This window comes from Nonomuraea fuscirosea, from assembly GCF_035917475.1.
GTDB lineage: Bacteria > Actinomycetota > Actinomycetes > Streptosporangiales > Streptosporangiaceae > Nonomuraea > Nonomuraea fuscirosea.
The window spans coordinates 1,309,752-1,335,278 of record NZ_CP109074.1 but is presented as its reverse complement, the minus strand read 5'-3'; the positions used below and the strand labels follow the sequence as shown (position 1 = coordinate 1,335,278).

Sequence of the window (25,527 nt, the reverse complement as noted above, 5' to 3'; positions counted from 1 at the left end):
CCCCGGCCCGCCCGGGGGGCGGACCGGGGACGGTTCCAGAAGCCCTGCTCTAGAAGCCCTGCGCCAGGCGGTAGTACGCCTGGTTCCAGCGCAGCTCCTTGGCGAAGCGCTCGGTCGTGGTGGCCGAGTCGATGACCACCAGCTCCACGCCCAGCATGTCGGCCAGGTCGGTCAGCTCGTCCCGGCCGACGGCCTTGGACAGCACCGTGTGGTGCGGGGCCCCGGCGGTCAGCCACGACTCGGTGGAGGTGCGCAGGTTGGGGCGCGGCCGCCACACCGCGCGGGCCACCGGCAGCTTGGGCAGCGGCTGCGGCGGCGTCACCACGTCGATCTCGTTGGCGACGAGCCGGAACCGGTCGCCCATGTCGGCCAGGCCGACCACGACGCCGGGGCCCGGCTCGGCGTCGAACACGAGCCGGACCGGGTCCTCCCTGCCGCCGATGCCGAGGGGGTGGATCTCGCACGACGGCGTGCCGGACGCGATGGACGGGCACACCTCCAGCATGTGGGCGCCGAGGATGAGCTCCTGGCCCGGCGTCATGTCGTAGGTGTAGTCCTCCATGAACGAGGTGCCGCCGTCGGCCCCAGTGTCAGGCATGGCCTTCAGAGTGCGCAACAGCACCGACGTCTTCCAGTCGCCCTCGCCGCCGAAGCCGTAGCCGTCGGCCATGAGCCGCTGCACGGCCAGGCCGGGCAGCTGGCGCAGCCCGCCGAGGTCCTCGAAGTTCGTGGTGAACGCCTTGAAGCCGCCCGCCTCCAGGAACGCGCGCAGGCCCAGCTCGATCCTGGCCGCGTAGCGCAGCGAGTCGTTGCGCTCACCGAGCAGCTCGGGAGCCACGGTGTACTGCTCGGCGTACTCCTTGACCAGCGCCGTCACGTCGGCGTCCGAGGCCGCGTCCACCGCCTCGACCAGGTCGTTGACGCCGTAGGTGTTGACCGAGACGCCGAAGCGCAGCTGCGCCTCCACCTTGTCGCCCTCGGTGACCGCCACGTCGCGCATGTTGTCGCCGAAGCGGGCCAGCTTGAGCGTGCGCACCTCCGCCAGCCCCTTGGCCGCGCGCAGCCAGGTCAGGATGCGCTCGCCCACGGCCGGGTCGCTCACGTGCCCGGCCACGGTCTTGCGCGGCACGCCGAGCCGGGTCTGGATGTGCCCGAACTCGCGGTCGCCGTGCGCGGCCTGGTTCAGGTTCATGAAGTCCATGTCGATGCTGGCCCACGGGAGCTCGACGTTGGCCTGCGTGTGCAGGTGCAGCAGCGGCTTGCGCAGCGCGTCGAGCCCGGCGATCCACATCTTGGCCGGGGAGAAGGTGTGCATCCACGCGATCACGCCGGCGCACTCGTCGTCCGCGTTGGCTTCGAGCATGATCCGCCGGATGGCCGCGGCGTCGGTCAGGACGGGCTTCCACTCCACCGGCATGGGCAGCTGCTCGGCGATGCGCCGCGACTGCTCGGCCACCTGGCGCAGCGTGTCCTCGCCGTACAGTCCCTGGCTGCCGGTCAGAAACCAGATGTTCAACGCGGGCTCCTCTGTCCGTAGACGTTCTGATAGCGGTCGTACAGGCGGTCGATGTCGTCCTGCGGGATGGGCAGCGGCTCGCCGAGCTGACGGGCCACGTGCACCGTACGCGCCACGTCCTCGCACATCACGGCGGCCTTGACCGCCGCCCTGGCGTCCTTGCCGATGCTGAACACCCCGTGGTTCTGCATCAGCACGGCCTTGGAGCGGTGGCCCTTGAGCGTCTCGACGATGCCCTGCCCGATCGAGTCGTCGCCGATGAGGGCGAAGGGCCCGATCGGGATCTCACCGCCGAACTCGTCGGCCATCGCGGTCAGCACGCACGGGATGGCCTCGCCGCGGGCGGCCCAGGCCGAGGCGTAGGTGGAGTGGGTGTGCACGACGCCGCCCACGTCGGGCATGTTGCGGTAGACGTAGGCGTGCGCGGCGGTGTCGCTGGACGGCGAGTGCTCGCCCTCCACCAGATTGCCGTCGAGGTCGCACACGACCATGTTCGCGGGCGTCAGCTCGTCGTAGGAGACTCCCGACGGCTTGATGACGAACAGGTCCTCGCCGGGGATCCGCCCGGAGACGTTGCCCGCCGTCCAGGCCACCAGGTTGTAGCGGACCAGCTCCGCGTGCAGGCCGGCGACGATCTCTCTCATGGTCATGACGTGTGTGCCTCGTTCCTGATCGCGCGCAGCGCGTGCAGCATCTTTCCGTCTCCGAAGAAGTCGTGGAGCCTGCGGTACTCGGCGTAGAGCCGGTCGTAGGCGTCGGCGCGGGCCTCGTCCGGCACGTACGCGTTCTCGGTGCGCTTGCCCATCGCCGCGGCGGCCTCCTCGATGGAGGAGTAGGCCCCGGCGGCCACGGCGGCGTGGATGGCCGAGCCGAGCGCGGGCCCCTGGTCCGAGCCGATGACCGACAGCGGCCGGCGCAGCACGTCGGCGTAGACCTGCATGAGGAAGGGGTTCTTCAGCAGCCCCCCGGCGACGACGAACTCCTCGACCGGCACGCCCGACTTCTCGAACGTCTCCACGATCATGCGCGCGCCGTACGCCGTGGACTCGATGAGCGCCCGGTAGACGTCCTCGGGCCTGGTCTGCAGGGTCTGGCCGACGATCACGCCGGACAGGTTGTGGTCGACCAGCACCGAGCGGTTGCCGCCGAACCAGTCGAGCGCGACCAGGCCGTGCCCGCCCACGGGCTGCTTCTCGGCCAGCGCGGTGAGCCGCTCGTGGCCGTCGGCGCCGAAGTTGTCGACGTACCAGGCGAAGATATCGCCGACCGCGGACTGCCCGGCCTCGTAGCCCCAAAGGCCCGGCACGATGCCGTCGCGGACCACGCCGCACATGCCGGGCACCTCGGCGAGCTGGTCGCTGGGCATGATGTGGCAGGTGGAGGTGCCCATGATGGCCACCATCTGGCCGGGCCTGACGGCGTCCGCGGCGGCGGCCGTGACGTGCGCGTCCACGTTGCCGACGGCGACGGCGACGCCCTCGGGCAGGCCGGTCCAGGCGGCCGCCCGCGCGGTCAGGCGCCCGGCCAGGTCGCCGAGCGCGGCCAGCCGGACGCCGCCGGCCTCGTCGCCGACCTGGCCGGTGGCCAGCTTGCCGACGAAACCGGCGAAGCCGGGGTTCAGCTCGGCCAGGAACTCCTCCGACGGGTAACTCCCGTCCTGGAAGACGCCCTTGTAGCCGACGGTGCAGATGTTGCGGCTCTCGACGCCGGTGAGCTGCCAGATGATCCAGTCGGCGGCCTCGATCCAGCGCTCGGCCCTGGCGTACACCTCGGGGGCCTCCTCCAGCAGCTGAAGACCCTTGGCGAACTCCCACTCGGAGGAGATCTTGCCGCCGTAGCGCGGCAGCCAGCTCTCGCCCCTGCGCGCGGCCAGCTCGTTGATCCGGTCGGCGTGCGGCTGGGCGGCGTGGTGCTTCCACAACTTGGGCCAGGCGTGCGGCTCGCCGGGCGTCTCGTCGCTCAGCGGCGTGCCGTCGGCCCTGGTCGGCATGACGGTGCAGGCGGTGAAGTCGGTGCCGATGCCGACCACCTCCTCCGGCCGCACGCCCGCGGCGGCGACAGCCTCGGGGACGGCGGTCCGCAGCACGTCGATCCAGTCCTGGGGCGACTGCAGCGCCCAGTCGGGGCCGAGCCGCTCGCCGGTGGGGAGCGTCTGCTCCATGACGCGGTGCGCGTACTCGTGGACGGCACTGCCCAGCTCGGCGCCGTCGCTCACGCGGACGACGACGGCCCGCCCTGAGAGCGTGCCGAAGTCCACTCCGACCACGTAGGTGTTAGCGTTCACATTGAACTCCAGGGTTGTCCGGGGGCATGCCCATCATCTACTGACCGCGGCGGTGCTCGACCGCACCACGAAGCTGGGCCGCACGACCAGCCGCTCGTACGCGGTGGGCCCCACGTCGATCTGCCGCAGCAGCACCTCGATGCAGTGCCGGCCCACCACGTCGAAATCCTGCCTGACCGTGGTCAGCGGCGGCGAGAAGAACTCCGACTCGGGGATGTCGTCGAAACCGACCACGCTGATCCGCCCGGGAACGGGCACGCCCTTCTCCGACAGGGCCCGCAGCACGCCCAGCGCCATCTGGTCGTTGGCCGCGAAGACGGCCGTGACGTCGTCCATCGCGGCCAGGCTCATGCCGGCCTCGTAACCGGCCCGCGGGCTCCAGTCACCGGCCAGCGGCTCGGGCACCGGCCGGCCCGCCTCGATCAGCGCCGCGCGCCAGCCCTCCAGCCGGCCCTCGGTCTCCAGCCAGTCGGCCGGGCCGCTGACGTGCCAGACCGTCTCGTGGCCCTGGTCGAGCAGGTGCCGTACGGCCAGCCTGGCGCCCTCCATCTGGTCGATGCACACCACGGACACGTCGGCGCGGTGCGTGCCCTCGACCGCCACGGCCGGCATGCCGACGGGCAGGTTCTCCAGGGCGCGCCCGGCCGAGCGCTGCGGCGCGACCACCACCACGCCGTCCACCCCCTGCTCGGCGAGGTAGTCGATGGCGTCGCGCACGCTGTTCGTGTCGAGCGACTTCAGGCTGACGATGCTGACGAAGTAGCCCGCGGTCCTGGCCGCCTGCTCGATGCCGTAGATGGTGCTGGCGGGGCCGTACAGCGTGGTGTCGAAGCTGACCACGCCGAGCGTCCTGGAGCGCTTGGTGACCAGGGCGCGGGCTACCAGGTTGCGCCGGTAGCCCAGCCGGGAGATCGCCGCCTCCACCCTGGCGCGGGTGTCGGCCCTGACGTTCGGGTGGTCGTTGAGCACCCGGGAGACCGTCTGATGCGACACGCCCGCCTCCTTGGCCACGTCGGCCATGACCGGCAGGCGGCGCTTGGGGGTCGTCACGGTCTCTCCTTTCGCTGGAGCTCCCGATCACCGGAGCTTCCGGGATCCTACCTAGCGGGCGGCGCCTGCCCTGCGCTTGGTCCACACGTCGAACGCGACCGCCGCCAGCAGCACCGCGCCCTTGACGAGCATGACCCGCTCGCTGGGCGAGCCGATCAGGGACATGCCGTTGTTGATGACCGCCATGATCAGACCACCGGTGATGGCGCCCACGACCTTGCCGACGCCGCCCTGCACGGCCGCGCCGCCGATGAAGGCCGCCGCGATGGCGTCCAGCTCGAACGCGTTACCCGCCGTCGGGCCCGCCTGGTTGAGCCGGCCGGCGAAGATGATGCCGGCGATGGCCGACAGCACGCCCATGTTGACGAAGATCCAGAAGACCACCGACTTGACCTTCACGCCGGACATGACCGCCGCCTGGAGGTTGCCGCCGATGGCGTAGATCTGCCGGCCGAAGACCGTGCGGTTGGCCATCAGCGAGTACGCCAGCACGAGGATCGCCAGCAGCACCAGCACCCACGGCAGGTTCTTGAACCGGGCCAGCTGCACGACCAGGAAGAGGATCAGCGCGGCACCGGCCGCCATCTTCAGCACGAACAGCGCCATCGGCTCGACCGACTGGCCGTAGCCCTTGCGGGCACCCCTGGTGCGCCACTGGGCCGCGACCATGCCGGCGATGGCGACGACGCCGATCAGCAGGCTGAACAGGTCGGCGCCGCCGAGCGCGCCGAGGCCGACGTTGCCGAGATAGCCGTTGGTGAAGCCGTTGGCCAGCGTACGGACCTGGTCCGGGAACGGGCCGATGCCCTGGTTGCCCAGGACGGTGAGGGTCAGCGCGCGGAACAGCAGCATGCCGGCCAGCGTCACGATGAAGGCCGGGATGCCGAAGTAGGCGATCCAGTAGCCCTGCCAGGCCCCGATCAGGGCGCCGGCCACCAGCGTGGCGAGCAGGGCCAGCGGCCACGGCCAGCCCATGTTGACCATGAGCACCGCGGCCAGCGCTCCCGTGACCGCCACCACCGAGCCGACCGACAGGTCGATGTGCCCGGCGATGATGATCAGGATCATCCCGATCGCGAGGATCAGGACGTAGGAGTTCTGGACGATGATGTTCGAGATGTTCTGCGGCGTGAGCAGCGCGCCGTCCGTCAGCACCGAGAACAGCACGATGATCAGCGCGAAGGCGATGTAGATGCCGCTGGATCGCAGGTTGAGCGAGACGCCGCCCAGAGACACCCGGCCCGGCTGCCGCGGCCCTCCTCCGTCGCCCGTGGTGCCGACTTTGACGTCGGCGGGCGTGATGCTGCTCATCGAAGCTACTCCTGTCCCTTGGTCATGAGATGCATGAGGCTTTCCTGGGTGGCCTCCTGGCGGGGAACCTCGCCGGTGATGCGACCTTCCGAGAGCGTGTAGATGCGGTCGCACAGGCCGAGCAGCTCAGGCAGCTCGGAAGAGATCACCAGTACGGCCTTGCCCTGGTCGGCCAGCCGGTTGATGATCGTGTAGATCTCGTATTTGGCGCCGACGTCGATGCCGCGCGTGGGCTCGTCGAGGATGAGGACGTCCGGCTCGGTGAGGATCCACTTCGACAGCACGACCTTCTGCTGGTTGCCGCCGCTCAGCTTGCCGACGACGCTGTCCACGCTGGGAGCCTTGATGTTCATGCTCTTGTGGAACTGCTCGGCGACCCGGTATTCCTCGTTCTCGTTGACCCAGCCGCGCTTGGACAGGCCGGTCAGCCCGGCCGCGCTGATGTTGCGCTTGATGTCCTCGATGAGGTTGAGCCCGTAGCGTTTGCGGTCCTCGGTGGCGTACGCGATGCCGTGCCTGATCGCGTCCTGCACGTTGCGGACGTCGATCGGCTTGCCGTCCTTGAAGAGCTTGCCGGAGATGTGCACGCCCCACGCGCGGCCGAAGACGCTCATGGCCAGCTCGGTGCGCCCGGCGCCCATCAGCCCCGCCAGTCCGACGATCTCGCCGCGCCGCAGCGTGAGCGAGGCGTTGTCGACGACCTTGCGGCCGGGCTGGCTAGGGCTGTAGACGGTCCAGTCCTCGATCCGCAGCGCCTCGTCGCCGATGGTCGGCTCGTGCGGCGGGAAGCGGTTGTCGAGGGCGCGGCCGACCATGCCGGAGATGATGCGGTCCTCCGTGACGTGGTCGCCGGCCATGTCCAGCGTCTCGATCGTGCGGCCGTCACGGATGATCGTGACGGAGTCGGCGATGGCGATCACCTCGTTGAGCTTGTGCGAGATGATCACGCAGGTGATGCCCTCGTCACGCAGCCCGCGCAGCAGGTCGAGCAGGTGCGCCGAGTCGTCGTCGTTGAGCGCGGCCGTCGGCTCGTCGAGGATGAGCAGCCGCACCTCCTTCGACAGCGCCTTGGCGATCTCGACGAGCTGCTGCTTGCCCACGCCGATGTCGGCGATCGTGGTCGTCGGGTTCTCCTGCAGCCCCACCCGCTTCATCAGCGCGGCGGCCTCGTAGTTGGTGCGGTTCCAGTCGATGACGCCGCGCCTGGCGCGCTCGTTGCCGAGGAAGATGTTCTCCGCGATCGACAGCTGCGGGCTGAGCGCCAGCTCCTGGTGGATGATGACGATGCCGGCGTGCTCGCTGTCGCGGATGCCGCCGAACTCGCAGCGCTTGCCCTCGAAAAGGATCTCGCCCTCGTAGTCGCCGTGCGGGTAGACCCCGGACAGCACCTTCATCAGCGTCGACTTGCCGGCGCCGTTCTCGCCGCAGATGGCGTGGATCTCACCGCGCCGGACCGACAGGTTGACGTCCTGCAGCGCCTTGACGCCGGGGAACGTCTTCGTGATCCCGCTCATCCGCAAGATGTGCTCGGTCATATGCCCCTCGCTCAGGGAGAACCCCGGGAACGCGGTCTGCGTCCCCGGGGCGGGCCCTTACTTGAGCTGGTCCTCGGTGTAGTAGTTGCCGCCGATGATGACGTCCTTGTAGTTGCTCTTGTCCACGATCACCGGGTCGAGCAGGTACGAGGGGACGACCTTGTTGCCGTTCTCGTAGTCCTTGGTGTTGTTCACCTCGGGCTGGCCGCCCTTGAGCACGGCGTCGGCCATCTTCACCGTCTGCTCGGCGAGCTTGCGGGTGTCCTTGAAGATGGTGGAGTACTGCTCGTCGGAGATGATCGACTTCACCGACTGCAGCTCGGCGTCCTGGCCGGTCACGATCGGGTACGGCTTGCCGTAGCCGGAGCTCTTCAGCGCCGACAGGATGCCGATGGACAGGCCGTCGTACGGCGACAGCACGCCGTCGACCTTGGTGCTGCCGGTGTAGGTCTTGGTGATGATGTCCTCCATGCGCTTCTGCGCGGTGGCGGGGTCCCACCGGAGGATGGCGGCCTGCTTGAAGTCGGTCTGGCCGCTCTTGATCACCAGGGTGCCGTCGTCGATCTTCGGCTGGAGGACCGACATGGCGCCGTTCCAGAAGAAGGTGGCGTTGTTGTCGTCGGGCGAGCCGCCGAACAGCTCGACGTTGAACGGGCCCTTCTTGCCGTCATCGACGCCGAGGCCCTTGAGCAGCGAGCTGGCCTGCTGCACGCCGACCTTGAAGTTGTCGAAGGTGGCGTAGTAGTCGACGTTCGGGCTGTTGCGGATCAGCCGGTCGTAGGCGATGACCGGGATCTTGGCGTCGGCGGCCTGCTGCAGCTGCGAGGTGATCGCGGTGCCGTCGATCGAGGCGATGATCAGGAGCTTGGCGCCCTTGGTGATCTGGTTCTCGATCTGGTTGGCCTGCGTCGGGATGTCGTTCTCCGCGTACTGGAGGTCGACCTTGTAACCGAGCTGCTCCAGCTGCTTCTTGACGTTGTCGCCGTCGTGGATCCAGCGCTCGGAGGACTTCGTGGGCATCGTGACGCCGATCAGAGCCCCCGCGTTGCCTGCGGCGGCCGAGCTCGAAGCCTCGGCGTCCACGGTCTTGGTGCTGGAGCCACAGGCCGTCATGGTCGCGGCGAGCGCGATGGCTGACACCACGCCCCCGATCCGTCCCAACCTCATGTGCATCCCTTTCCATGGGGGTCGCGGCGGCGCTGGACGTGGCGCCTGCCGGTATAGCGAAGGATTTTCGATCACAGAACGTGACGAATCAGAACAAAGTTCACACCCGGTTCAGGCTGATTGTTATCGCTAACAACGACTGTGTCAACGTTCAACCATAACCCGACGGAAACTTTCAAGTAACTTTCGCGCAGGTCAGCGCCGTGAACGGGCAGAGAACAGGCGCTGCAGCAGGATGAAGACGAACAACAACATTCCGATGAAGATCTTGGTCCACCAAGACAGGAGTGTCCCTTCGAAGATGATAATCGTCTGGATCAGACCGAGCACGAGCACGCCGAGCACGGTCCCGAACAGGAAGCCGCTGCCGCCGGTCAGCAGGGTCCCGCCGATGACCACCGCCGCGATCGCGTCCAGCTCCATGCCCGCGGCGTGCAGCCCGTAACCGGAGAGCATGTAGAACGACAGCAGCACCCCGCCGAGCGCCGAGCAGAACCCGCTCACCGTGTAGACGGTGATCTTGGTCCGGCCCACGGGCAGCCCCATGAGCAACGCCGACTGCTCGCTGCCGCCGGCCGCGTAGACCGAGCGGCCGAAGCGGGTGTAGTGCAGCACGTACGCCGCCACCACCACGACCACCACCGCGATGACCACGCTCGGGGAGATCCACAGATCGGCGAACAGATCGATCCTGGTCTGCGCGAACGCCGTGAACGTCGGGTCGTGGATCGGGATCGAGTCGGTGCCGATCGTGTAGCACAGCCCCCGCGCCAGGAACATCCCCGCCAGCGTCACGATGAACGGCTGGATGTCGAAGGCGTGCACGATGTAACCCATCACCAGCCCCAGCCCCGACCCGATGGCCAGCACCAGCGGGATCACCAGGTACGGCGGCCACCCCGGCCCCTCCATCAGGCTGGCCGAGATCATGGTGGACAGCGCCACCACCGACCCCACCGACAGGTCGATGCCGCCGGTCAGGATCACGAACGTCATCCCGACCGCCACCACCAGCAGGAAGGCGTTGTCGATGAAGACGTTGAGGATCACCTGCCCGCTGGCGAACCCCTCGTAGCGGAACCCGCCGACGGCGAACATGGCCACGAACAGGCAGCCGGTCACCAGCACCGGCAGATACTTGGCCGGCACCGCCGTCCGGCCGCCCAGTGTCAGCGTGCTCACAGGCTCACCCGCACCTTCTCCTCGGACGCCGGGCCCGGCACGGCGGCCCGGCCCCTCCTTCGCAACGCCTTCGCGCGGAAGGACGGGGACTGGATGAGGCACACCGCCGTGACCACCAGCGCCTTGAACAGCAGCGTGGTCTCCGGCGGCACGCCGATCGAGTAGATCGTCGTGGTCAGGGTCTGGATGATGAGCGCGCCCAGCACCGTTCCGCCGAGCGAGAACCGCCCGCCGGACAGCGCCGTGCCGCCGATCACCACGGCCAGGATCGCGTCCAGCTCGATCCACAGGCCGGCGTTGTTGCCGTCGGCGCTGGAGACGTTCGAGCTGATCATCAACCCGGCCACGCCCGCGCACAGCGCGGCGAACGCGTACACCATGATGATGATCCCGCGCGCCCTGATGCCGGCCAGCCGGCTCGCCTCGGCGTTGCCGCCGACCGACTCGATCAGCATGCCCAGCGCCAGCCGCCTGGTCAGGAACGCGGTGACGGCCAGCACCGCCAGCACGATCAGGATGCCGAACGGCACGGTCAGCCAGTAGCCGCCGCCGATCACCTTGTACGCCGGGCTGTTGACGGTGATGATCTGGCCGTCGGTGATGAGCTGCGCCAGCCCGCGGCCGGCCACCATGAGGATGAGGGTGGCGATGATCGGCTGGATCCCGATGCCGGCGACCAGGAACCCGTTCCACGCCCCCAGCACCAGGCTCAGGCCGAGCGCCAGCGCCACGGCGGTGAACAGGCTGGCGTCCTGGCTGATCTGCAGGCACGCCAGCGCGCCCGAGATCGCCACCACCGATCCCACCGACAGGTCGATGCCCCCGGTCGCGATGACCAGCGTCATCCCGAGCGAGACCAGGATCAGCGGGGCGCCGAAGCGCAGGATGTCGATCAGGCTGCCGTACAGGTGCCCGTCGCGCACCTGGATCGAGAAGAAGCCGGGTGAGAAGAACACGTTCAGGGCCAGCAACAGGACCAGCACCACCACCGGCCACAGCAGACGCCTCATGAGGCACGCCCTCCGCTCGCCGTCATTCCGCCCGACCTCCGCTCGCGATCGTCTCCATCAGCACGTCGCTGGTCAGCGCCTCGTCGTTGGGCAGTTCGGCGACGAGCCGCCGGTCGCGCAGCACCTCGACCTTGTGGCTGAGCCGCAGCACCTCCTCCAGCTCGGCGGAGATGAACAGCACCGCCACGCCGCCGTCCGACAGCTCCGCCACCAGCCGCTGGATCTCCGTCTTCGCCCCGACGTCGATGCCCCGGGTGGGCTCGTCGAGGATGAGCAGCCTGGGCTCCAGGATCAGCCACCTGGCCAGCACCACCTTCTGCTGGTTGCCGCCGCTCAGGTTGCGCACCAGGTGCTCGGGGTTGGGCGGGCTGATCTTCAGCGCCTTGATGTAGCGGCCGACCAGCTCGTCCTGCTGCTCGCGCGGAACCGGCCTGGTCCAGCCTCTGGTGGCCTGGAGGGCCAGGATGATGTTCTCGCGCACGGTCAGGTCAGGGATGAGCCCGTCCTCCTTACGGTTCTCCGAGCAGAACGCGATCTTGTGCGTCATGGCCGCGCGCGGCGTGCGTAACGACGCCGGCGAACCGCTCACCGTGATCTCGCCCGTGCCGGCGTGGTCGGCGCCGAACAACAACCGCGCGATCTCCGTACGGCCCGAGCCCAGCAGTCCCGCCAGGCCCACCACCTCGCCCTCGTGCACGGTCAGGCTGAACGGCTCGATCGCACCGGCCCGGCCGAGGCCGCGCGCCTCGATCAGCGGCCGGTCGAACACCTTGGCCTCGCCGTGCAGCCGTTCCAGCGCCGCCAGCTCCTGGCCGATCATCTTGGCGACCAGCTCGACCTGCGGCAGCCGCTCCGTCATGAACTCGCCCACAAGACGGCCGTTGCGCAGGATCGTCATCCGGTCGGAGATCTCGTACACCTGGTCGAGGAAGTGCGAGACGAACAGGATCGCGATGCCCTCCTCCTTCAGCCGCCGCATCACCCGGAACAGCTGCAGCACCTCGTCGGCGTCCAGGCTGGAGGTCGGCTCGTCCAGGATCAGCACCCGCGCGTCCACGTCGATCGCCCGCGCGATGGCCACCATCTGCTGGATGGCCAGCGAGTACGTCGACAGCGGCGCGGACACGTCCAGGCTCAGCTCCAGCCGCGACAGCAGCTCGCCCGCCCTGGCCCGCATCCGCTTCCAGTCGATCCGCCCCCAGCGGCGCGGCTCGCGGCCGAGCAGGATGTTCTCCGCCACCGAGAGGTTCGTGCAGAGATTGACCTCCTGGTAGACGGTGCTGATCCCGGCCTGCTGCGCCTCCAGCGGGCTGCCGAACGCGACCGGCGCGCCGGCCAGCTCGATCGTGCCCGCGTCGGCCGGGTGCACGCCGGTGAGCACCTTGATGAGGGTGGACTTGCCCGCGCCGTTCTCTCCCATGAGCGCGTGCACCTCACCGGGCAGCAGCCGCAGGTCCACACCGTCCAGGGCCTTCACGCCCGGAAACTGTTTACCGATCCCCCGCATGGTCAAGACCGGCACAGGCATATCCATTCGCTATCCCTATCTACTTGCCGCACTTCGTGCGGCGGGCTCGGTCGCCAGATGCCGCCGCCTTCCCCCACTCCGGTCGCTGCGCTCCCTCCGCTCCTCCAGGCGACGGCACTCCCTCGCGAAAAACTCAGTACTGGCGGCTGGGGAGGGCCTGCTTGGCCTGGTCCTGGGTGAACGTGGTCTCCTCGGTCACCACGCGGGCCGGCACCTCCTCGCCCTTGACGACCTTCTTGGCCAGGTCCATGAGCTGCGGGCCGAGCAGCGGGGAGCACTCGACGATGAAGTTGATCTTCCCGTCGGCGAGCGCCTGCATGCCGTCCTTGACCGCGTCCACCGTGATGATCTTGATGTCCTTGCCGGGCACCTTGCCCGCGCCCTCGATGGCCTCGATCGCGCCCAGGCCCATGTCGTCGTTGTGCGCGTAGAGCACGTCGATGTCCGGGGTCGACTTCAGGAACGCCTCCATGACCTCCTTGCCCTTGGCCCGGGTGAAGTCACCGGTCTGCGTGGCGACGATCTGGAACTTCGTGTCCGCCCCGATGACCTCCTGGAAGCCGGCCTTGCGGTCGTTGGCGGGAGCCGAGCCCGTGGTGCCCTGGAGTTCGACGATGTTCACCTTGTCCGTCGAGTCCTTGTACTCCTCGACCAGCCACTGACCGGCCTTCTTGCCCTCCTCGATGAAGTCGGAGCCGAGGAAGGTCTTGTAGAGGGTCGTGTCCTTGGAGTCCACCGCGCGGTCGGTCAGGATGACCGGGATCTTCGCGTTCTGGGCCTCCTTGAGCACCGGGTCCCAGCCCGACTCCACCACCGGTGAGAAGGCGATGACGTCCACCCGCTGCTGGATGAAGGAGCGGATGGCCTTGATCTGGTTCTCCTGCTTCTGCTGGGCGTCGGAGAACTTGAGTGTGATGCCCGCGGTCTTGGCCGACTCCTGCACGGACTTGGTGTTCGCGGTCCGCCAGCCGCTCTCCGCGCCGACCTGGGAGAAGCCCATCGTGACCGTGCTGTCGCCGCCACCGCTGCTCGCGCTCGTGGTACCGCCACTGCCACTGCCACAGGACGTCACCGCCAGGGCGGTGAGCCCGGCCAGCACCAACGCCGAGATCCTCTTTAACACGTGGGGGGTTCCTCTCTGGGTGTGAACGCTAACAACCCTGGTCGGGCGCCAGCGCGTCCTGCCTTCCGTTACGGCGTCAGGCCCGGGCCGTGCTGGCCCTGGCGACGAACACCGGCGGCACCACGAGTCGCTCCCGCTCCTGCGGACCGCCTTCGAGCTGCCGTACGAGAACCTCGATGCTGTGTCTGCCCACCGCGCCGAAGTCCTGTCTGATGGTCGTGAGCGGCGGCGAGAAGAACTCCGACTCGGGGATGTCGTCGAAACCGACCACACTCACCCGCTCGGGCACTCTCACCCCCTGCTCGGTGAACGCCCGCAGTACGCCGAGCGCCATCTGGTCGTTGGCGACGAAGACCGCGGTGACGTTCCTCATGCTCGCCAGGCTGCGCCCCGCCTCGTATCCGGAACGAGGGCTCCAGTCCCCGGCGAGCGGGCGCGGGGCCTCGCGGCCCGCCTGCTCCAGCGCGGCCCGCCAGCCGGCCACGCGACCTTCGGCCTCCAGCCAGTCGGAGGGACCGCTGACGTGCCAGACCGTCTCGTGGCCGAGCGAGAGCAGGTGCTCGGTGGCGAGCCTGCCTCCCTCGACCTGGTCCACGCTGACCACCGGCACCCCGCCCGCCTCCCCGCCCTCGACGGCCACCGTCGGGACGCCGAGCGGCAGGTCGTCGAGGGCACAGGCGGCCGAGCGCTGCGGCGCGACCACCACGATGCCGTCCACGCCCTGGTCGGCCAGGTAGTCGAGGGCGTCGCGCACGCCCGCCCTGTCGATCGACTTGAGGCTGACGATGCTGACGAAGTAGCCGGCCGCCCTGGCCGCCTGCTCGATGCCGTAGACGGTGCTGGCCGGGCCGTACAGCGTGGTGTCGAAGCTGACCACGCCGAGCGTCCTGGAGTGCTTGGTGACCAGGGCGCGGGCGACGAGGTTACGGCGGTAGCCGAGCTTGTCGATCGCCTGGAGCACCCGGGTGCGGGTCTCGCTGCGTACGTTCGGATGATCGTTGAGCACGCGTGAAACCGTCTGATGCGACACGCCGGCCTCCTTGGCCACATCGGCCATGACCGGCAGGCGGCGCCCCAGGGTGGATCCCACGGCCATGCTCCCTTCCTGGCTTGGCCCCGACTGTGAACGCTAACAACCCGTCCCGTCAAGGGTCCGCCGGATTACGGTCGGGTTACACGGAGGGCCCCTTGACGGGGCCCGCGCGTGGTCCTTAACTTGTCGCGAATCGCCGTTGTTAACGCTCACTTATTTGTTAACGCTAACAACAGTTGAGGAGCCCCCCACTCATGTCGCGAATCGTCCTGTCCGCGCTGCTCGTCGCGGGGTCACTGGTGGCGCCGCCATCCCCGCCGCCATCCCCGCCGCCATCCCCGCCGGCCTCGGCCCCGGCTTCCGCTGTGGCGTCCGCGCTCGCGGAGCCGATCCCGGACGGCGCCGTCGTCGACCAGTTCGACGGCTCCACGCTCGGCGCGGACTGGACGGTGCTCTCGCCGGACGATTCCCGCTACAGCCTGTCGGACGGCGCGTTGCGGCTCGACACGCTGACCGGCGACACCCACCAGGGCACCAACAACGCCAGGAACCTCTTCCTCGTGGACGTGCCCGACGGCGACTTCGAGATCGTCACCAAGCTCAGCGCGCCGGTCGCGCTCGACTTCCAGAGCGCGGGACTGCTGGCCTGGCAGGACTGGGACAACTACGTCCGGGCGGGGCCGGCCCACGTCGGGTTCGCCGGGGGGCCGGTGATCGAGACGGCCACCGAGGTCGGCGCGGCCTTCACCTCGGCCTTCGCGGCCAGGCCCGGCTCCGCCGCCGAGATCGTCAAGCTGGCCAGGACCGGCGACGAGTTCGTCTCCTCCTACTGGGACGGCTCGGCGTGGGCGCAGGCGTCCAGGATGACCGCCCGGCTCACGGTGGGGCAGGTCGGGCTCTACGGGCTGTCGGCGCAGAACGGGACGTCCATGCGGGTCGCGTTCGACTACCTCGCGATCAAGGCGGCCGAGGGCGGGCCCGTGGTGCCGGAGGGCACGTTCACGCTGCGGGCGGCGGCGCGGCCGTACCTGTCCGCCGACCGTTCCTGGACGGTGCGGGCCTCGGCCGAGGCGCCGATGACCGGCCTGGCCCTCACGGCCGAGCCCAGCGGCGCGGGGGTCAAGCTCAAGGACGTGACCAGCGGCAGATACCTGGAGGCGTCGGCCACGGTCCGGCTGAGCGCGCGCGGCTCGATCTTCCAGCTCAAGGACGCCGGCGGCGGCAAGGTCACCGTGTCCTCGGGCGGCGGGAACGTCTCGGTCTCCGGCGGGAGACTCGTCATGGGGACGGACGCGGCCAAGTTCCGGATCGAGGGCTACACCGCGGGCGAGCTGACCGTGGACACGCGGGCGAAGGGCACGAAGGTCAGCCCCGACCTGTACGGCGTCTTCTACGAGGACATCAACCACGCCGCCGACGGCGGGCTCTACGCCGAGCTGGTGCAGAACCGCTCGTTCGAGTTCAACGCCACCGACGAGAGCTCCTACACCGGGCTGACCGCGTGGACCAAGGTCGAGCGCGGCGCCACCGCGGCCCTGACCGTCACCGGCGAGCAACCGCTGAACGCCGCCAACCGCAACTACCTGCGGCTGGACGTGACCGGCGAGGGCACGGCCGGGGCCGCCAACGCCGGCTTCAACCGCGGCCTGCCGCTGAAGAAGGGCGCGCGCTACGACCTGTCGCTGTGGGCCAGGCGGGCCCAGGCCGCCACGCTGACGGTCACGGTCGAGGACGGCGGCACGGTGCTCGGCCGGGCCACACTGCGGGTCAGGGCCGGCGGCTGGGCCAGGTACCGGGCGTCGTTCACCGCCTCGGGCGGCACCGACGCCGGCCGGCTGGTCGTGCGGGCGCCCGCCGGGCGGACGGACCTCGACATGGTCTCGCTGTTCCCCCGTGACACCTTCAAGGGGCACGGCATGCGGACCGACCTGGCCACGATGATCGCCGAGCTGGAGCCGCGGTTCCTGCGCTTCCCCGGCGGCTGCGTGACCAACGTCGGCACGTACGAGCCGTACTCCGCGAACCAGGACCGACGCCGCATCTACCAGTGGAAGGAGACGATCGGCCCGGTCGAGGAGCGGCCGGCGAACTTCAACTTCTGGGGCTACAACCAGAGCTACGGCATCGGCTACTACGAGTACTTCCAGTTCGCCGAGGACATCGGCGCCAAGGCGCTGCCGGTGCTGTCGGTGGGCGTGAACGGGTGCGGCGAGAACCGGCCACTGACCGACGAGGCGAAGCTGGCCCGATGGGTACAGGACACGCTGGACCTGATCGAGTTCGCCAACGGGCCGGTCACCTCCGTCTGGGGCGGGAAGCGGGCGGAGCTCGGGCATCCGAAGCCGTTCGGGCTGGAGTACATCGGGCTCGGGAACGAAGAGATCTATCCGGAGTTCTTCGCGAACTATCCCAAGTTCGCCGACGCGATCAGGGCCAGGTATCCGAAGGTAAAGATCATCAGCAACTCGGGGCAGACGTCGCAGGGCGCCTGGTTCGACCGGATGTGGCAGTTCGCCCGCGACCAGAAGGCCGACCTGGTCGACGAGCACTACTACAACAACACCGACTGGTTCCTGTCCAACACCCGCCGCTACGACTCCTACGACCGCGAAGGGCCCCAGGTGTTCGTGGGCGAGTACGCCTCCAGGGGCAACACGTTCTTCAACGCGCTGTCCGAGGCCGCGTACATGACGGGGCTGGAGCGCAACTCCGACGTGGTGCGGCTGGCGTCGTACGCGCCGCTGCTGGCCAACGTCGACTACGTGGACTGGACGCCGGACCTGATCTGGTTCGACAACGACCAGGCGTACGGCTCGCCGAGCTACCACGTCCAGCGCCTGTTCGCCACGAACGCCGGCGAGCGGGTGGTGCCGAGCACGTTCGAGGGCGAGGTCAGGCCGGTCGACGACATCAGCGGCGGCGTCGGGCTGGGCGCGTGGAACACCACGGTCCGCTACGACGACGTCAAGGTGACCGCGGCGGACGGGACCGTGCTGCTGTCCGAGGACTTCTCCGCCGGAGCCGCCGGCTGGACGCCCGGCCTGGGCACCTGGGCCGTGCGGGACGGCGGCTACGAGCAGAGCGCCCAGATCGAGGACGCCAGATCGACGGCGGGCGAGGCCGGCTGGTCGGACTACACGATGGAGGTGACCGCCCGCAAGACGGCCGGCGCGGAGGGCTTCCTGGTGATGTTCGGGGTGCGCGGCACCGGCGACTTCTACTGGTGGAACGTGGGCGGCTGGGGCAACACGCAATCCGCCGTCGAGAAGGCGGTCAACGGCGGCAAGGCCTCCATCGCCACCTCTTCCCACACCGTCGAGACGGGCCGCGACTACCGCCTGAAGGTCCAGGTCAGCGGGCGCACGATCACGACCTGGCTGGACGGGGAGAAGGTCAACGAGTTCGTGGACAGCTCACGGGTGGAGCCGCTGTACCAGGTGGTGTCCAGGGACGGCCGGAACGTGACGGTCAAGGTCGTCAACGCGCAGGACACGGCGGTGCGCGCCCGGGTGAACCTCGGCTCCGCGCGGTTCCGGCCGGCCGCCACGGTGACCTCGCTGACCGGCTCGCCGTCGGACATGAACTCGATCGCCGAGCCGGAACGGGTCGCGCCGCGGCGGCGGCAGGTGGACGGCTTCTCCTCGGCCTTCAGCTACGACTTCCCGGCGTACTCGGTGACGTTCATCGAGCTCACCGAACGCTGACGACGCCCGGGGCGGGCCCTTCACCGAGCCCGCCCCGGACACCGATATGGCTAGGGAACGACGCGGTAGTGGGTGGTCAGCCGGCCGTCGTCGTCGAGCACGTGGAAGGCGAGCATCGGCGGCTGGTCGTAGGAGATGCCGGTGGCGAAGCTGACGGCGCCCTCCCACGGCAGCTTCAGCGTGGACACCACACCCCCGCCCACCAGCAGCGGCCGGCCGGCGAACGTGGTGGCGGCGGCCATGTGGGAGTGGCCCACCAGCACGGCGGGCACACCGGCGCGACCGGCCAGCAGCCGTTCGAGCCGCCCGGTCTCGTGCAGCCTGATGGCGTCGATCGGCGGGCTCTGCAGCGTCACCGGCGGATGGTGGAAGGCCACGAACACCGGCAGGTCCGCGCCGTCCAGCACGCCTTCCAGCCAGTCGAGGGTCTCGTCGTCGAGGTGACCGTCGTCGCGGCCGGGGATGGACGAGTCGCACATCGCGTAGACCGCCCTGCCGGTGTGCAGCACCTGGTTGACCGGTCCTTCCGCCGGACCCCCCGCAGGCTCCTCGCCGAGCAGGAAGCGGCGGAACTCCGGCCTGCGGTCGTGGTTGCCGGGACCGATCACGATCGGATGGCGCGAAGTGAGCAGTTTGGCGGCGGCCTCGTACTCGGCGGGCAGCCCGTGGTCGGCGATGTCGCCGGTGACGAGGACCGCGTCCAGGTCGCCGGGCAGCGCGTCCAGATACCGCATGACGGCGTCGCAACGCCCGGCGCTCTCAGCTGTGGCGCCGATGTGGACGTCGCTCAGATGCGCGATCACGATCATCAGATGGGTCCCTCCTGTCCAGACTGCCCACCACCGTACGCCGGGAGTCCCAACCGCATGTGAGATCGCCGGGCGCCGGGCCCCGACGGCGTGTCACCGGCGCCGGGAACCCGGCCGTCGTCCCGGACGTTCTTCCCGATGAGCGTACGCATGGCGGAGGAGCGACATGGGCTGGCACTACCGCAAGTCAATCAAGGTCGGGCCGTTCCGGATCAACCTGTCGCGGCACGGTGTCGGCTCCAGCTTCGGCAACCGGCGCTTCCACGTCTCGGCCACCCCCGACGGCCGCCGCCACGTGACCGTGCGGCTGCCGGGCGGCTTCCACGTGGGTAAGACCTTCGGCTCCCGCCGGTATCACGGACCTTACTGAATCGCGAGAAAAACGGTAGCCGCGCCGTCTCCGGGGTAGCGGGACCTCCTCGCGATCTCTGGAGGAAAGCGATGGGTTGGAGCTATCGCAAGTCGATCAAGGTCGGTCCGTTACGGCTGAACCTGTCGCGCCGCGGTGTCGGACACAGCTGGGGCAACCGGCTGTTCCGGGTGACGCGGGCGGCGGACGGGCGGCGGACCTTGACGGTCAACCTGCCCGGCGGCTTCCACTGGCGCAGGACCCTCGGCGGTCGCTGACCGCTTGAGATAGAACGGGCCGGAGGGGAAACCCTCCGGCCCGTCCCCTTTCACCCGCCCGAGTCGTCTCGGGGGCGGTTGCGCTCGACCAGTTCGGCGCCGATCCTGGCCAGCTCGGCCCGGACCGTCTCCGGCTCCACGACCTCGACCCGCGCGCCCCACCCGGCCAGCTGCTCGGCGATCGTCAGCGGCATGGGGGCGGCCACCCGCACCCTGACCCGGCCGTCCGCCTCCTCCCCGACGACCTCGCAGTGACGCCCGAAGTGGTGGCTCAGGACGGGCAGGAACCTGGCGGAGATGAGCACGGTCGCCGAGACCGTCGAACGCCGCCGCTCCATCTCGGCGACGACCTCCTCCCACTCCCGCGCGAGGGCGAAGTCGTCCGGCCGCTCGAACTCCAGCTCCGTCACCACGGCCCCGCCGATCCGGTCCACCCGGAACGTACGCCGGCCGCGCTCGGTCCCGGCCAGCAGATACCAGACCTCGTCCTTGGCCACGAGCCCCCACGGCTCGACCAGCCACTCGGTCCGCTCCCGGCTCCCGGCCGCACCCGAGGACCCGTTCCCGGACCGGCCCTCTTGCGTGCCCCCGTTCCCGCCCCGGGACCCTCCCCCCGACCGGCCCTCGTACGCGAGCCTGACCTTGCGCCGCCGTACCACCGCGTCCTGGAGGACGCGCACCAGCGCGGGCCGTTCCTTCTCCGGCTCGCCCCAGCGCACGGGATCGACGACGACCGCCCCCGCCGCGGCCTCGGCGTCCGCCCTGAACGTCTGGGGCAGCGCGCGCAGCAGTTTGCGCAGCGCGGACCTGACCTCGGGGGCGGCGGGCGCGGCCGGTCCTGCGAGCAGGAACAGCGCCTGCGCCTCGTGCGCGGTGAGCCCGCTGAGGTCGGTCCGCGCGCCGCCCAGCAGCGACCAGCCACCGCCCCTGCCCGCCTGCGGATAGACGGGGATGCCAGCCGTGGACAGCGCTTCGAGGTCGCGGCGCGCGGTCGCGACGGACACCTCCAGCTCCTCGGCCAGCTCCGCCGCGGTCACCCGGCCGCGCGCCTGCATGAGCAGCAGGGCGGCCACCAGTCGATCGGCTCGCATGCCCGCCATTCTCCCGGAAAAAGTAGTCATTCGATGAGCACTTTGAAGGCGCATCATCGTCTCGAACCACCGGACAGACCGCCGGACGAGAGGAAACCGAGATGCTCCGCGGATTCGCCACCCTGACCTTCTGGGCCGCCGACCTGGAGGCCGCCACGGCCTGGTACACCGAGTTCCTCGGCGTCGAGCCCTACTACCGCAAGCCCGGCTACGCCGAGTTCCGCCTGGGCGACTACCAGCACGAGTTCGGCCTGATCGACAGCCGGTACGCCCCGCCCGGCACCACGGACCGGCCCGCGGGCGCGGTCATGCACTGGCACGTGGACGACCTCGACGCCACCTTCGAGCGGCTGCTGAGCATGGGCGCGAAGGAGTATCAGCCGATCACGCACCAGGGCGACGGCGAGGGTTTCGTCACGGCGTCGGTGGTGGACCCGTTCGGGAACGTCCTCGGGATCATGCGCAACCCGCACTACCTGGCCGTCCTCGGCGAGTGAGGCGCCAACGCGAAACGGCGGCGCCCCGGGATGGGCACCGCCGTCATATGAAGGGGAGTGGAGCTATGGGGATTCGAACCCCAGACCTCCTCCATGCCATGGAGGCGCGCTACCAACTGCGCCATAGCCCCTTGCGATCAACAAGTGTAACGGAGATCGGCACCGCTCGTGTCACGCCGAAAGCCGCATGATACGTCTTAGGAGTTATGCCGACCTTTGACGACCATCGAAGCCTGCTGACCGGAGTCGCCTACCGCATCCTCGGCAGCGTCGCCGACGCCGAGGACGTGGTGCAGGAGGCGTGGTTGCGCTGGTCGAAGGTGGACGAGGCGGGCGTCGACGATCCCAAGGCGTACCTGATCAGGGTGACCTCGCGGCTGGCCATCGACCGGCTGCGCTGGGCCAGGTCGCGGCGCGAATCGTACGTGGGGCCGTGGCTGCCCGAGCCCATCGGCACCACCCCCGACGCCGCCGAGCACGCCGAGCTGGCCGACTCCGTCGAGATGGCGCTGATGGTGGTGCTGGAGACGTTGTCGCCGCTCGAACGGGCGGTGTTCGTGCTGCGGGAGGCGTTCGACCTGCCGTTCGCCGAGATCGCGGAGATCATCGGACGGGCCGAGCCGGCCACCAGGCAGCTCGCGCGGCGGGCGCGCGACCACGTGCGCGACAAGCGGCCCCGCTTCGAGGTGGACCAGGAGGAGCGGCGGCGGATCACCGAGCGGTTCATCAGGGCCGCCACCGTCGGCGACGTCGACGGGCTGATCGAGCTGCTGTCCGACCAGGTGAACATCATCTCCGACGGCGGCGGCAAGGCCAGGGCGGCGCTGCGGGTCATCACCGGCTCCGACAACGTCAGCCGCTACCTGATGTCGATCAGTTCCCCGGTGAACATCGCCCGTTTCATGACCTCGATCGGCATGGCGGACATCCACGATCTGTCGTTCGGGGTGGCGATGCTGAACAACGCGCCCTCCCTGACCGTCTCGGCCGGCGGGCGCGTGGTCACCGTCATGACGCTGCTGGTGGTGGACGGCAGGATCGAGACGATCTACCTGATCGCCAACCCGGAGAAGATCGCCCACCTGCAACCGGTCCCGCCCGGCGACGACCCGTCCGCCTAGGCGGCGCGGTGGGTGGGGATCTGGGCCTCGCGGGCCAGTTCCCGCAGGTCCACGCCGGTGTCGTGGAGGATCCGGGCGGCGCCGTTGCGGTGGTCGGCCAGCAGGCCCCACAGCAGCCGCTCTCCCGTGACCGGCCCCGGCCGCCACTGCGCCACCTCGATCACCTTCCTGGCGTGCATGGCGAGCGGGATCTCCCCCAGCGGCCCGTACAGGGTGACGCGGAGGGGACGCAGGGCCGAGCGGCGCAGGGTCCACCGTCCGGGGTCGTCCGTGCCGGCCCCGGTGCGGCGGCGTACCTCGTCGAGGTCGATGCCCAGCGTGGCGAGCAGGGCCCGCGCGTCGCCGAGGCCGACGCGTTCGCGCACGCCGTCCGCCGTGGCGGTGAAGGAACTCAGCGAGAACGGCCGGGTCTCGGCCACCCCCAGCAGCATCAGACCGGCGTCGAGCGCGGGCCGCCCGGCGTCGAGGGCGTGGATCCCGGCCCTGACCACGGCCCGGCGAGCGTCCTGGGTGAACCTGGCGAACATGCTCCTACCTCCCCGTCCGCCGGGCGTGCTTGCGGTGCGCCGACTGGCGGCGCACCCCGAGCGCGTCGGCGATCTGCTCCCACGACCAGCCCTGGGCGCGGGCGCTGGACACGTGCACCGCCTCCAGCTCCTCCAGCAGGGCCCTGAGCGCGGCCACCGCCGCCAGACCCGTGCCGGGATCGCTTCCCGCCGCCGCCTCGGCCAGCTCCGTGACTTCCATGGTGTCAGCATGTGCTGACAAGCACCCGCTTGTCAACAGATGCTGACAGAGCGATCAGCTCAGGCGCGTACGGTGGTCCGCATGGTGAGGGCCGACTCCTCCGGCGCGTACGAGAAGGAGACCTCGACCCCGGCCAGCTCTGACGTCCGGCTCACATGGGTGCCGCCGCACGGGATGGACGCCTCGCCCTCCGGCAGAGCGCAGTGCCAGGTCCTGCGGGCCGTGAGCTCGGGCCCCGGCACCTCCAGCCGGACCGGCGCACCGGCCGCCACCCACGCCTGCAACCGCTCGTTGACCTGGCCGGCGACCTCGGCGGGATCGAGGTCCTCGGCCGAGAAGCCCTTTTTACGCAGCGACTTGCCCAGGCGATAGACGTCGACGCTGCCGCCGGGCACGATCCGCGAGGAGGTGATCGCGGCCTGGTCGAAGTCGGGACGGCCGAGCGAGTCGGGCCGCACCTCCTTGCGCCAGCGGCCGGCCAGCGCGGCGTTGAGCGCGAGCGCCGCCAAATGGCAGGCGGTGTGACCCGCCGAGAGCGCCGCCCGGTAGGCCGGGTCCACGGCCAGGTCCGCCTCCGCCCCTTCGGGCAGCGGCTCCTCGCTCACGTGGACGACCAGCCACGCCCAGCCCTCGGCGCCTCTCCGTACCGGAATGTCGGCGCCGAGGAAGACCTCGCCGGTGTTCGACTGGGCCCCTGTCACGCAGTCGACGACCGGCAGGCCCCCGATCGTGCCCCGGTCTGCGGGCTGGTCGGGCCAGGTGTGGTCGAGGGGATGGAACGGCGTCTCGGCGACGACGAGACCGTGCCGGTCCCCCACCGGCACGATCCCGGCGATCGTGGAGCGGCCGCTGGTCAGGCCGCTGGGGAAGGTGACGACGGTGGATTTCACCCGGTCATTGTTCCAGCCGGTCTCCGTTCGTCCTCCAGGTAGCGGTCGCGGCCCGCGTACAGGCCGGTGAGGAGCTGCGCGACCAGCACGACGAAGATCATCGCGTACGGCACCGCCCAACCGCCGGTCGCCTCCCGCAGCACGCCGACCAGCAGCGGCCCCGCGCCCGAGATGAGGTAACCGGCGCTCTGGCCGAACGCCGACAGTGCCGCCGTGGCCTCCGGCGTACGGGTGCGCAGCGCCAGCATCATCAGCGCCAGCGGGAACGAGCCCATCCCGATGGCCACGAACACCACCCAGACCATCGCCGTGGAGGCCGGGGCGAACCACAGCCCGGCGAAGCCGACCGCGTAGAACGCGACGAGCCCCACCACGGCGGGACGCTGATCGCGGAAGCGCGAGGCGACCAGCGGCACGAGGATCGAGACGGGAATGCTCAGCGCGGTGAACACGCCGAGGATCAGCCCGGCCTGCGAGGTGCTGTAGCCGTTGTCGGTGAGGATCGAGGCGAGCCAGCCGAACATGATGTACGCGATCATCGACTGCGTGCCGAAGTAGATCGCCACCATCCAGGCGAGCCTGCTCCCGACCATCCGGCGCATGCCCACGTTCCGGCCGCCTCTGTCCCGCTCCGGCTCACTGCGCAGCAGCGCAAGCCACGGAATGACGGCGACGGCGGCCAGCGCCGCCCACACGCCGAGCGCGATGTGCCAGTCCCCCGACGCGCGCTCGATCGGCACGGTCGCGGCGGCGGCCAGCATGGTGCCCGCCGCCAGGGCCGTGGTGTAGACGGTGGTCATGATCCCGGTACGGGCCGGGAAGTGGCGCTTGATGAGCGTCGGGATGAGCACGTTGCCGACGGCCCCGCCGGACAGCGCGACCGCGCTGCTCAGCAGGAACACCGGGGCCGAGCCGACCATCGACCTGACCAGCAGGCCCACGCCCAGCGTGACCAGGGCCAGCAGCAGCAGACGGTGCTCGCCGAGCCGCCTGGCCAGGCTCGGGGTGATGGCCCCGACACTGGCGAAGGCCAGCACGGGTAGTGTGGTGAGAAGTCCCGTGCCGACGCTCGACATGCCGAGCGCGCCGGCGAGCTGATCGAGCAGCGGGCCGACGCTGGTGACGGCGGTGCGCAGGTTGAGCGCGGCGAGCACGATTCCCAGCACGAGCAGCCAGGCCAAAGGGGCGGTTCTGCCTCGGGACTCTTGGGCGAGCACGGTCATGCTGGGAAGGTCCTCCACTCATCAAGTCATGGGATGAATAACCACCTTAACAGGACCGAAATACGCGTTTATTCCTGGT

23 protein-coding genes and 1 tRNA gene are annotated in these 25,527 nt (G+C 69.7%); 5 read left to right on the top strand and 19 right to left on the bottom strand.

Annotated features, from left to right (window positions below; translation table 11 throughout):
* Positions 1-49 precede the first annotated feature (49 nt).
* The 12 genes from araA to OIE67_RS05950 all read right to left on the bottom strand — a co-directional run bounded on the left by araA (position 50) and on the right by OIE67_RS05950 (position 14,763).
* A complete protein-coding gene (araA, locus tag OIE67_RS06005) occupies positions 50-1,516 on the bottom strand; it encodes an L-arabinose isomerase (RefSeq protein ID WP_326637430.1) in 1,467 nt (488 codons plus the stop codon).
* Complete coding sequence (locus OIE67_RS06000; protein ID WP_106250404.1) at positions 1,513-2,160, bottom strand: L-ribulose-5-phosphate 4-epimerase; 648 nt, start codon at positions 2,158-2,160, stop codon at positions 1,513-1,515. The genes araA and OIE67_RS06000 overlap by 4 nt, the downstream gene beginning before the upstream one ends.
* Positions 2,161-2,162: 2 nt before the next feature.
* The gene (gene araB / locus OIE67_RS05995; RefSeq protein WP_326645233.1) at positions 2,163-3,782 is read right to left on the bottom strand and encodes a ribulokinase; all 1,620 of its coding nucleotides are present in this window, start codon (positions 3,780-3,782) and stop codon (positions 2,163-2,165) included.
* A gap of 51 nt (positions 3,783-3,833) precedes the next feature.
* Positions 3,834-4,850, bottom strand: a complete 1,017-nt coding sequence (locus OIE67_RS05990) for a LacI family DNA-binding transcriptional regulator (protein ID WP_245956510.1) — start codon at positions 4,848-4,850, stop codon at positions 3,834-3,836.
* Between the two features lie 51 nt (positions 4,851-4,901).
* Positions 4,902-6,161, bottom strand: coding sequence for a multiple monosaccharide ABC transporter permease (mmsB, locus tag OIE67_RS05985; RefSeq protein WP_326637428.1), 1,260 nt, complete (start codon positions 6,159-6,161; stop codon positions 4,902-4,904).
* A 5-nt stretch (positions 6,162-6,166) separates the two neighbouring features.
* Positions 6,167-7,696: a multiple monosaccharide ABC transporter ATP-binding protein gene (mmsA, locus tag OIE67_RS05980; RefSeq protein WP_326637426.1), complete on the bottom strand. Its 1,530-nt coding sequence runs from the start codon at positions 7,694-7,696 to the stop codon at positions 6,167-6,169.
* Between the two features lie 57 nt (positions 7,697-7,753).
* Positions 7,754-8,863 carry a multiple monosaccharide ABC transporter substrate-binding protein gene (chvE, locus tag OIE67_RS05975; RefSeq protein WP_326637423.1) on the bottom strand — a complete coding sequence of 370 codons (1,110 nt, stop codon included), beginning with the start codon at positions 8,861-8,863 and terminating at the stop codon, positions 7,754-7,756.
* Positions 8,864-9,058: 195 nt separating this feature from the next.
* Positions 9,059-10,045 (bottom strand): galactofuranose ABC transporter, permease protein YjfF, encoded by a 987-nt coding sequence (gene yjfF / locus OIE67_RS05970; protein WP_326637421.1) that lies wholly within the window; start codon positions 10,043-10,045, stop codon positions 9,059-9,061.
* Positions 10,042-11,055 (bottom strand): ABC transporter permease, encoded by a 1,014-nt coding sequence (locus OIE67_RS05965; protein WP_326637419.1) that lies wholly within the window; start codon positions 11,053-11,055, stop codon positions 10,042-10,044. Before OIE67_RS05965 ends, yjfF begins: the two co-directional genes overlap by 4 nt.
* 22 nt (positions 11,056-11,077) lie before the next feature.
* Positions 11,078-12,532: a sugar ABC transporter ATP-binding protein gene (locus OIE67_RS05960; RefSeq protein ID WP_326637417.1), complete on the bottom strand. Its 1,455-nt coding sequence runs from the start codon at positions 12,530-12,532 to the stop codon at positions 11,078-11,080.
* 184 nt (positions 12,533-12,716) lie between these two features.
* Entirely contained in the window at positions 12,717-13,706 is a 990-nt protein-coding gene (locus OIE67_RS05955) for an ABC transporter substrate-binding protein (RefSeq protein ID WP_106250411.1), read from the bottom strand.
* A 76-nt stretch (positions 13,707-13,782) separates the two neighbouring features.
* A complete protein-coding gene (locus tag OIE67_RS05950; protein WP_326645231.1) occupies positions 13,783-14,763 on the bottom strand; it encodes a LacI family DNA-binding transcriptional regulator in 981 nt (326 codons plus the stop codon).
* Positions 14,764-14,993: 230 nt separating this feature from the next.
* Between OIE67_RS05950 and OIE67_RS05945 the strand changes: the two genes are divergently transcribed.
* Positions 14,994-18,443, top strand: coding sequence for an alpha-L-arabinofuranosidase C-terminal domain-containing protein (locus OIE67_RS05945; protein WP_326637414.1), 3,450 nt, complete (start codon positions 14,994-14,996; stop codon positions 18,441-18,443).
* 50 nt (positions 18,444-18,493) lie between these two features.
* On the opposite strand, the gene OIE67_RS05940 is transcribed toward OIE67_RS05945, so the two are convergent.
* The gene (locus OIE67_RS05940) at positions 18,494-19,252 is read right to left on the bottom strand and encodes a metallophosphoesterase (RefSeq protein ID WP_326637412.1); all 759 of its coding nucleotides are present in this window, start codon (positions 19,250-19,252) and stop codon (positions 18,494-18,496) included.
* A 166-nt stretch (positions 19,253-19,418) separates the two neighbouring features.
* On the opposite strand from OIE67_RS05940, the gene OIE67_RS05935 reads away from it, so the two are divergent.
* Positions 19,419-19,622 (top strand): DUF4236 domain-containing protein, encoded by a 204-nt coding sequence (locus OIE67_RS05935; RefSeq protein ID WP_106250416.1) that lies wholly within the window; start codon positions 19,419-19,421, stop codon positions 19,620-19,622.
* A 71-nt stretch (positions 19,623-19,693) separates the two neighbouring features.
* On the top strand, positions 19,694-19,879 hold the full coding sequence (locus tag OIE67_RS05930) for a DUF4236 domain-containing protein (protein WP_106250418.1): 186 nt from the start codon (positions 19,694-19,696) through the stop codon (positions 19,877-19,879).
* 50 nt (positions 19,880-19,929) lie between these two features.
* On the opposite strand, the gene OIE67_RS05925 is transcribed toward OIE67_RS05930, so the two are convergent.
* On the bottom strand, positions 19,930-20,970 hold the full coding sequence (locus OIE67_RS05925; protein WP_326637408.1) for a helix-turn-helix transcriptional regulator: 1,041 nt from the start codon (positions 20,968-20,970) through the stop codon (positions 19,930-19,932).
* Positions 20,971-21,071: 101 nt separating this feature from the next.
* Between OIE67_RS05925 and OIE67_RS05920 the strand changes: the two genes are divergently transcribed.
* Complete coding sequence (locus OIE67_RS05920; protein ID WP_326637406.1) at positions 21,072-21,467, top strand: VOC family protein; 396 nt, start codon at positions 21,072-21,074, stop codon at positions 21,465-21,467.
* A 58-nt stretch (positions 21,468-21,525) separates the two neighbouring features.
* On the opposite strand, the gene OIE67_RS05915 is transcribed toward OIE67_RS05920, so the two are convergent.
* Positions 21,526-21,598, bottom strand: a tRNA-Ala gene (locus OIE67_RS05915).
* Positions 21,599-21,673: 75 nt separating this feature from the next.
* Here OIE67_RS05915 and OIE67_RS05910 point away from each other — a divergent pair.
* A complete protein-coding gene (locus OIE67_RS05910) occupies positions 21,674-22,588 on the top strand; it encodes an RNA polymerase sigma-70 factor (RefSeq protein ID WP_326637404.1) in 915 nt (304 codons plus the stop codon).
* Here OIE67_RS05910 and OIE67_RS05905 read toward each other — a convergent pair.
* From OIE67_RS05905 to OIE67_RS05890, 4 genes are read right to left on the bottom strand one after another with little or no spacing between them, the layout of a single operon-like run.
* The gene (locus OIE67_RS05905; RefSeq protein WP_326637402.1) at positions 22,585-23,115 is read right to left on the bottom strand and encodes a Clp protease N-terminal domain-containing protein; all 531 of its coding nucleotides are present in this window, start codon (positions 23,113-23,115) and stop codon (positions 22,585-22,587) included. The genes OIE67_RS05910 and OIE67_RS05905 overlap by 4 nt on opposite strands.
* Before the next feature lie 4 nt (positions 23,116-23,119).
* A complete protein-coding gene (locus OIE67_RS05900; RefSeq protein ID WP_326637400.1) occupies positions 23,120-23,335 on the bottom strand; it encodes a helix-turn-helix domain-containing protein in 216 nt (71 codons plus the stop codon).
* Between the two features lie 59 nt (positions 23,336-23,394).
* A complete protein-coding gene (locus OIE67_RS05895; protein ID WP_326637398.1) occupies positions 23,395-24,225 on the bottom strand; it encodes an alanyl-tRNA editing protein in 831 nt (276 codons plus the stop codon).
* The gene (locus tag OIE67_RS05890; RefSeq protein ID WP_326637396.1) at positions 24,222-25,448 is read right to left on the bottom strand and encodes a CynX/NimT family MFS transporter; all 1,227 of its coding nucleotides are present in this window, start codon (positions 25,446-25,448) and stop codon (positions 24,222-24,224) included. Before OIE67_RS05890 ends, OIE67_RS05895 begins: the two co-directional genes overlap by 4 nt.
* Between the last annotated feature and the right edge of the window lie 79 nt (positions 25,449-25,527).

Excerpts from the sequence above, each read along its gene's own strand:
- mmsA (WP_326637426.1), bottom strand. The coding sequence starts at position 7,696 with ATGACCGAGCACATCTTGCGGATGAGCGGGATCACGAAGACGTTCCCC.
- OIE67_RS06000 (WP_106250404.1), bottom strand. The coding sequence starts at position 2,160 with ATGAGAGAGATCGTCGCCGGCCTGCACGCGGAGCTGGTCCGCTACAAC.
- OIE67_RS05905 (WP_326637402.1), bottom strand. The coding sequence starts at position 23,115 with ATGTTCGCCAGGTTCACCCAGGACGCTCGCCGGGCCGTGGTCAGGGCC.
- OIE67_RS05890 (WP_326637396.1), bottom strand. The coding sequence starts at position 25,448 with ATGACCGTGCTCGCCCAAGAGTCCCGAGGCAGAACCGCCCCTTTGGCC.
- OIE67_RS05940 (WP_326637412.1), bottom strand. The coding sequence starts at position 19,252 with ATGATCGTGATCGCGCATCTGAGCGACGTCCACATCGGCGCCACAGCT.
- OIE67_RS05925 (WP_326637408.1), bottom strand. The coding sequence starts at position 20,970 with ATGCGAGCCGATCGACTGGTGGCCGCCCTGCTGCTCATGCAGGCGCGC.
- OIE67_RS05910 (WP_326637404.1), top strand. The coding sequence starts at position 21,674 with ATGCCGACCTTTGACGACCATCGAAGCCTGCTGACCGGAGTCGCCTAC.
- OIE67_RS05945 (WP_326637414.1), top strand. The coding sequence starts at position 14,994 with ATGTCGCGAATCGTCCTGTCCGCGCTGCTCGTCGCGGGGTCACTGGTG.
- OIE67_RS05935 (WP_106250416.1), top strand. The coding sequence starts at position 19,419 with ATGGGCTGGCACTACCGCAAGTCAATCAAGGTCGGGCCGTTCCGGATC.
- OIE67_RS05965 (WP_326637419.1), bottom strand. The coding sequence starts at position 11,055 with ATGAGGCGTCTGCTGTGGCCGGTGGTGGTGCTGGTCCTGTTGCTGGCC.
- OIE67_RS05930 (WP_106250418.1), top strand. The coding sequence starts at position 19,694 with ATGGGTTGGAGCTATCGCAAGTCGATCAAGGTCGGTCCGTTACGGCTG.
- OIE67_RS05900 (WP_326637400.1), bottom strand. The coding sequence starts at position 23,335 with ATGGAAGTCACGGAGCTGGCCGAGGCGGCGGCGGGAAGCGATCCCGGC.
- OIE67_RS05920 (WP_326637406.1), top strand. The coding sequence starts at position 21,072 with ATGCTCCGCGGATTCGCCACCCTGACCTTCTGGGCCGCCGACCTGGAG.
- chvE (WP_326637423.1), bottom strand. The coding sequence starts at position 8,863 with ATGAGGTTGGGACGGATCGGGGGCGTGGTGTCAGCCATCGCGCTCGCC.
- OIE67_RS05950 (WP_326645231.1), bottom strand. The coding sequence starts at position 14,763 with ATGGCCGATGTGGCCAAGGAGGCCGGCGTGTCGCATCAGACGGTTTCA.
- mmsB (WP_326637428.1), bottom strand. The coding sequence starts at position 6,161 with ATGAGCAGCATCACGCCCGCCGACGTCAAAGTCGGCACCACGGGCGAC.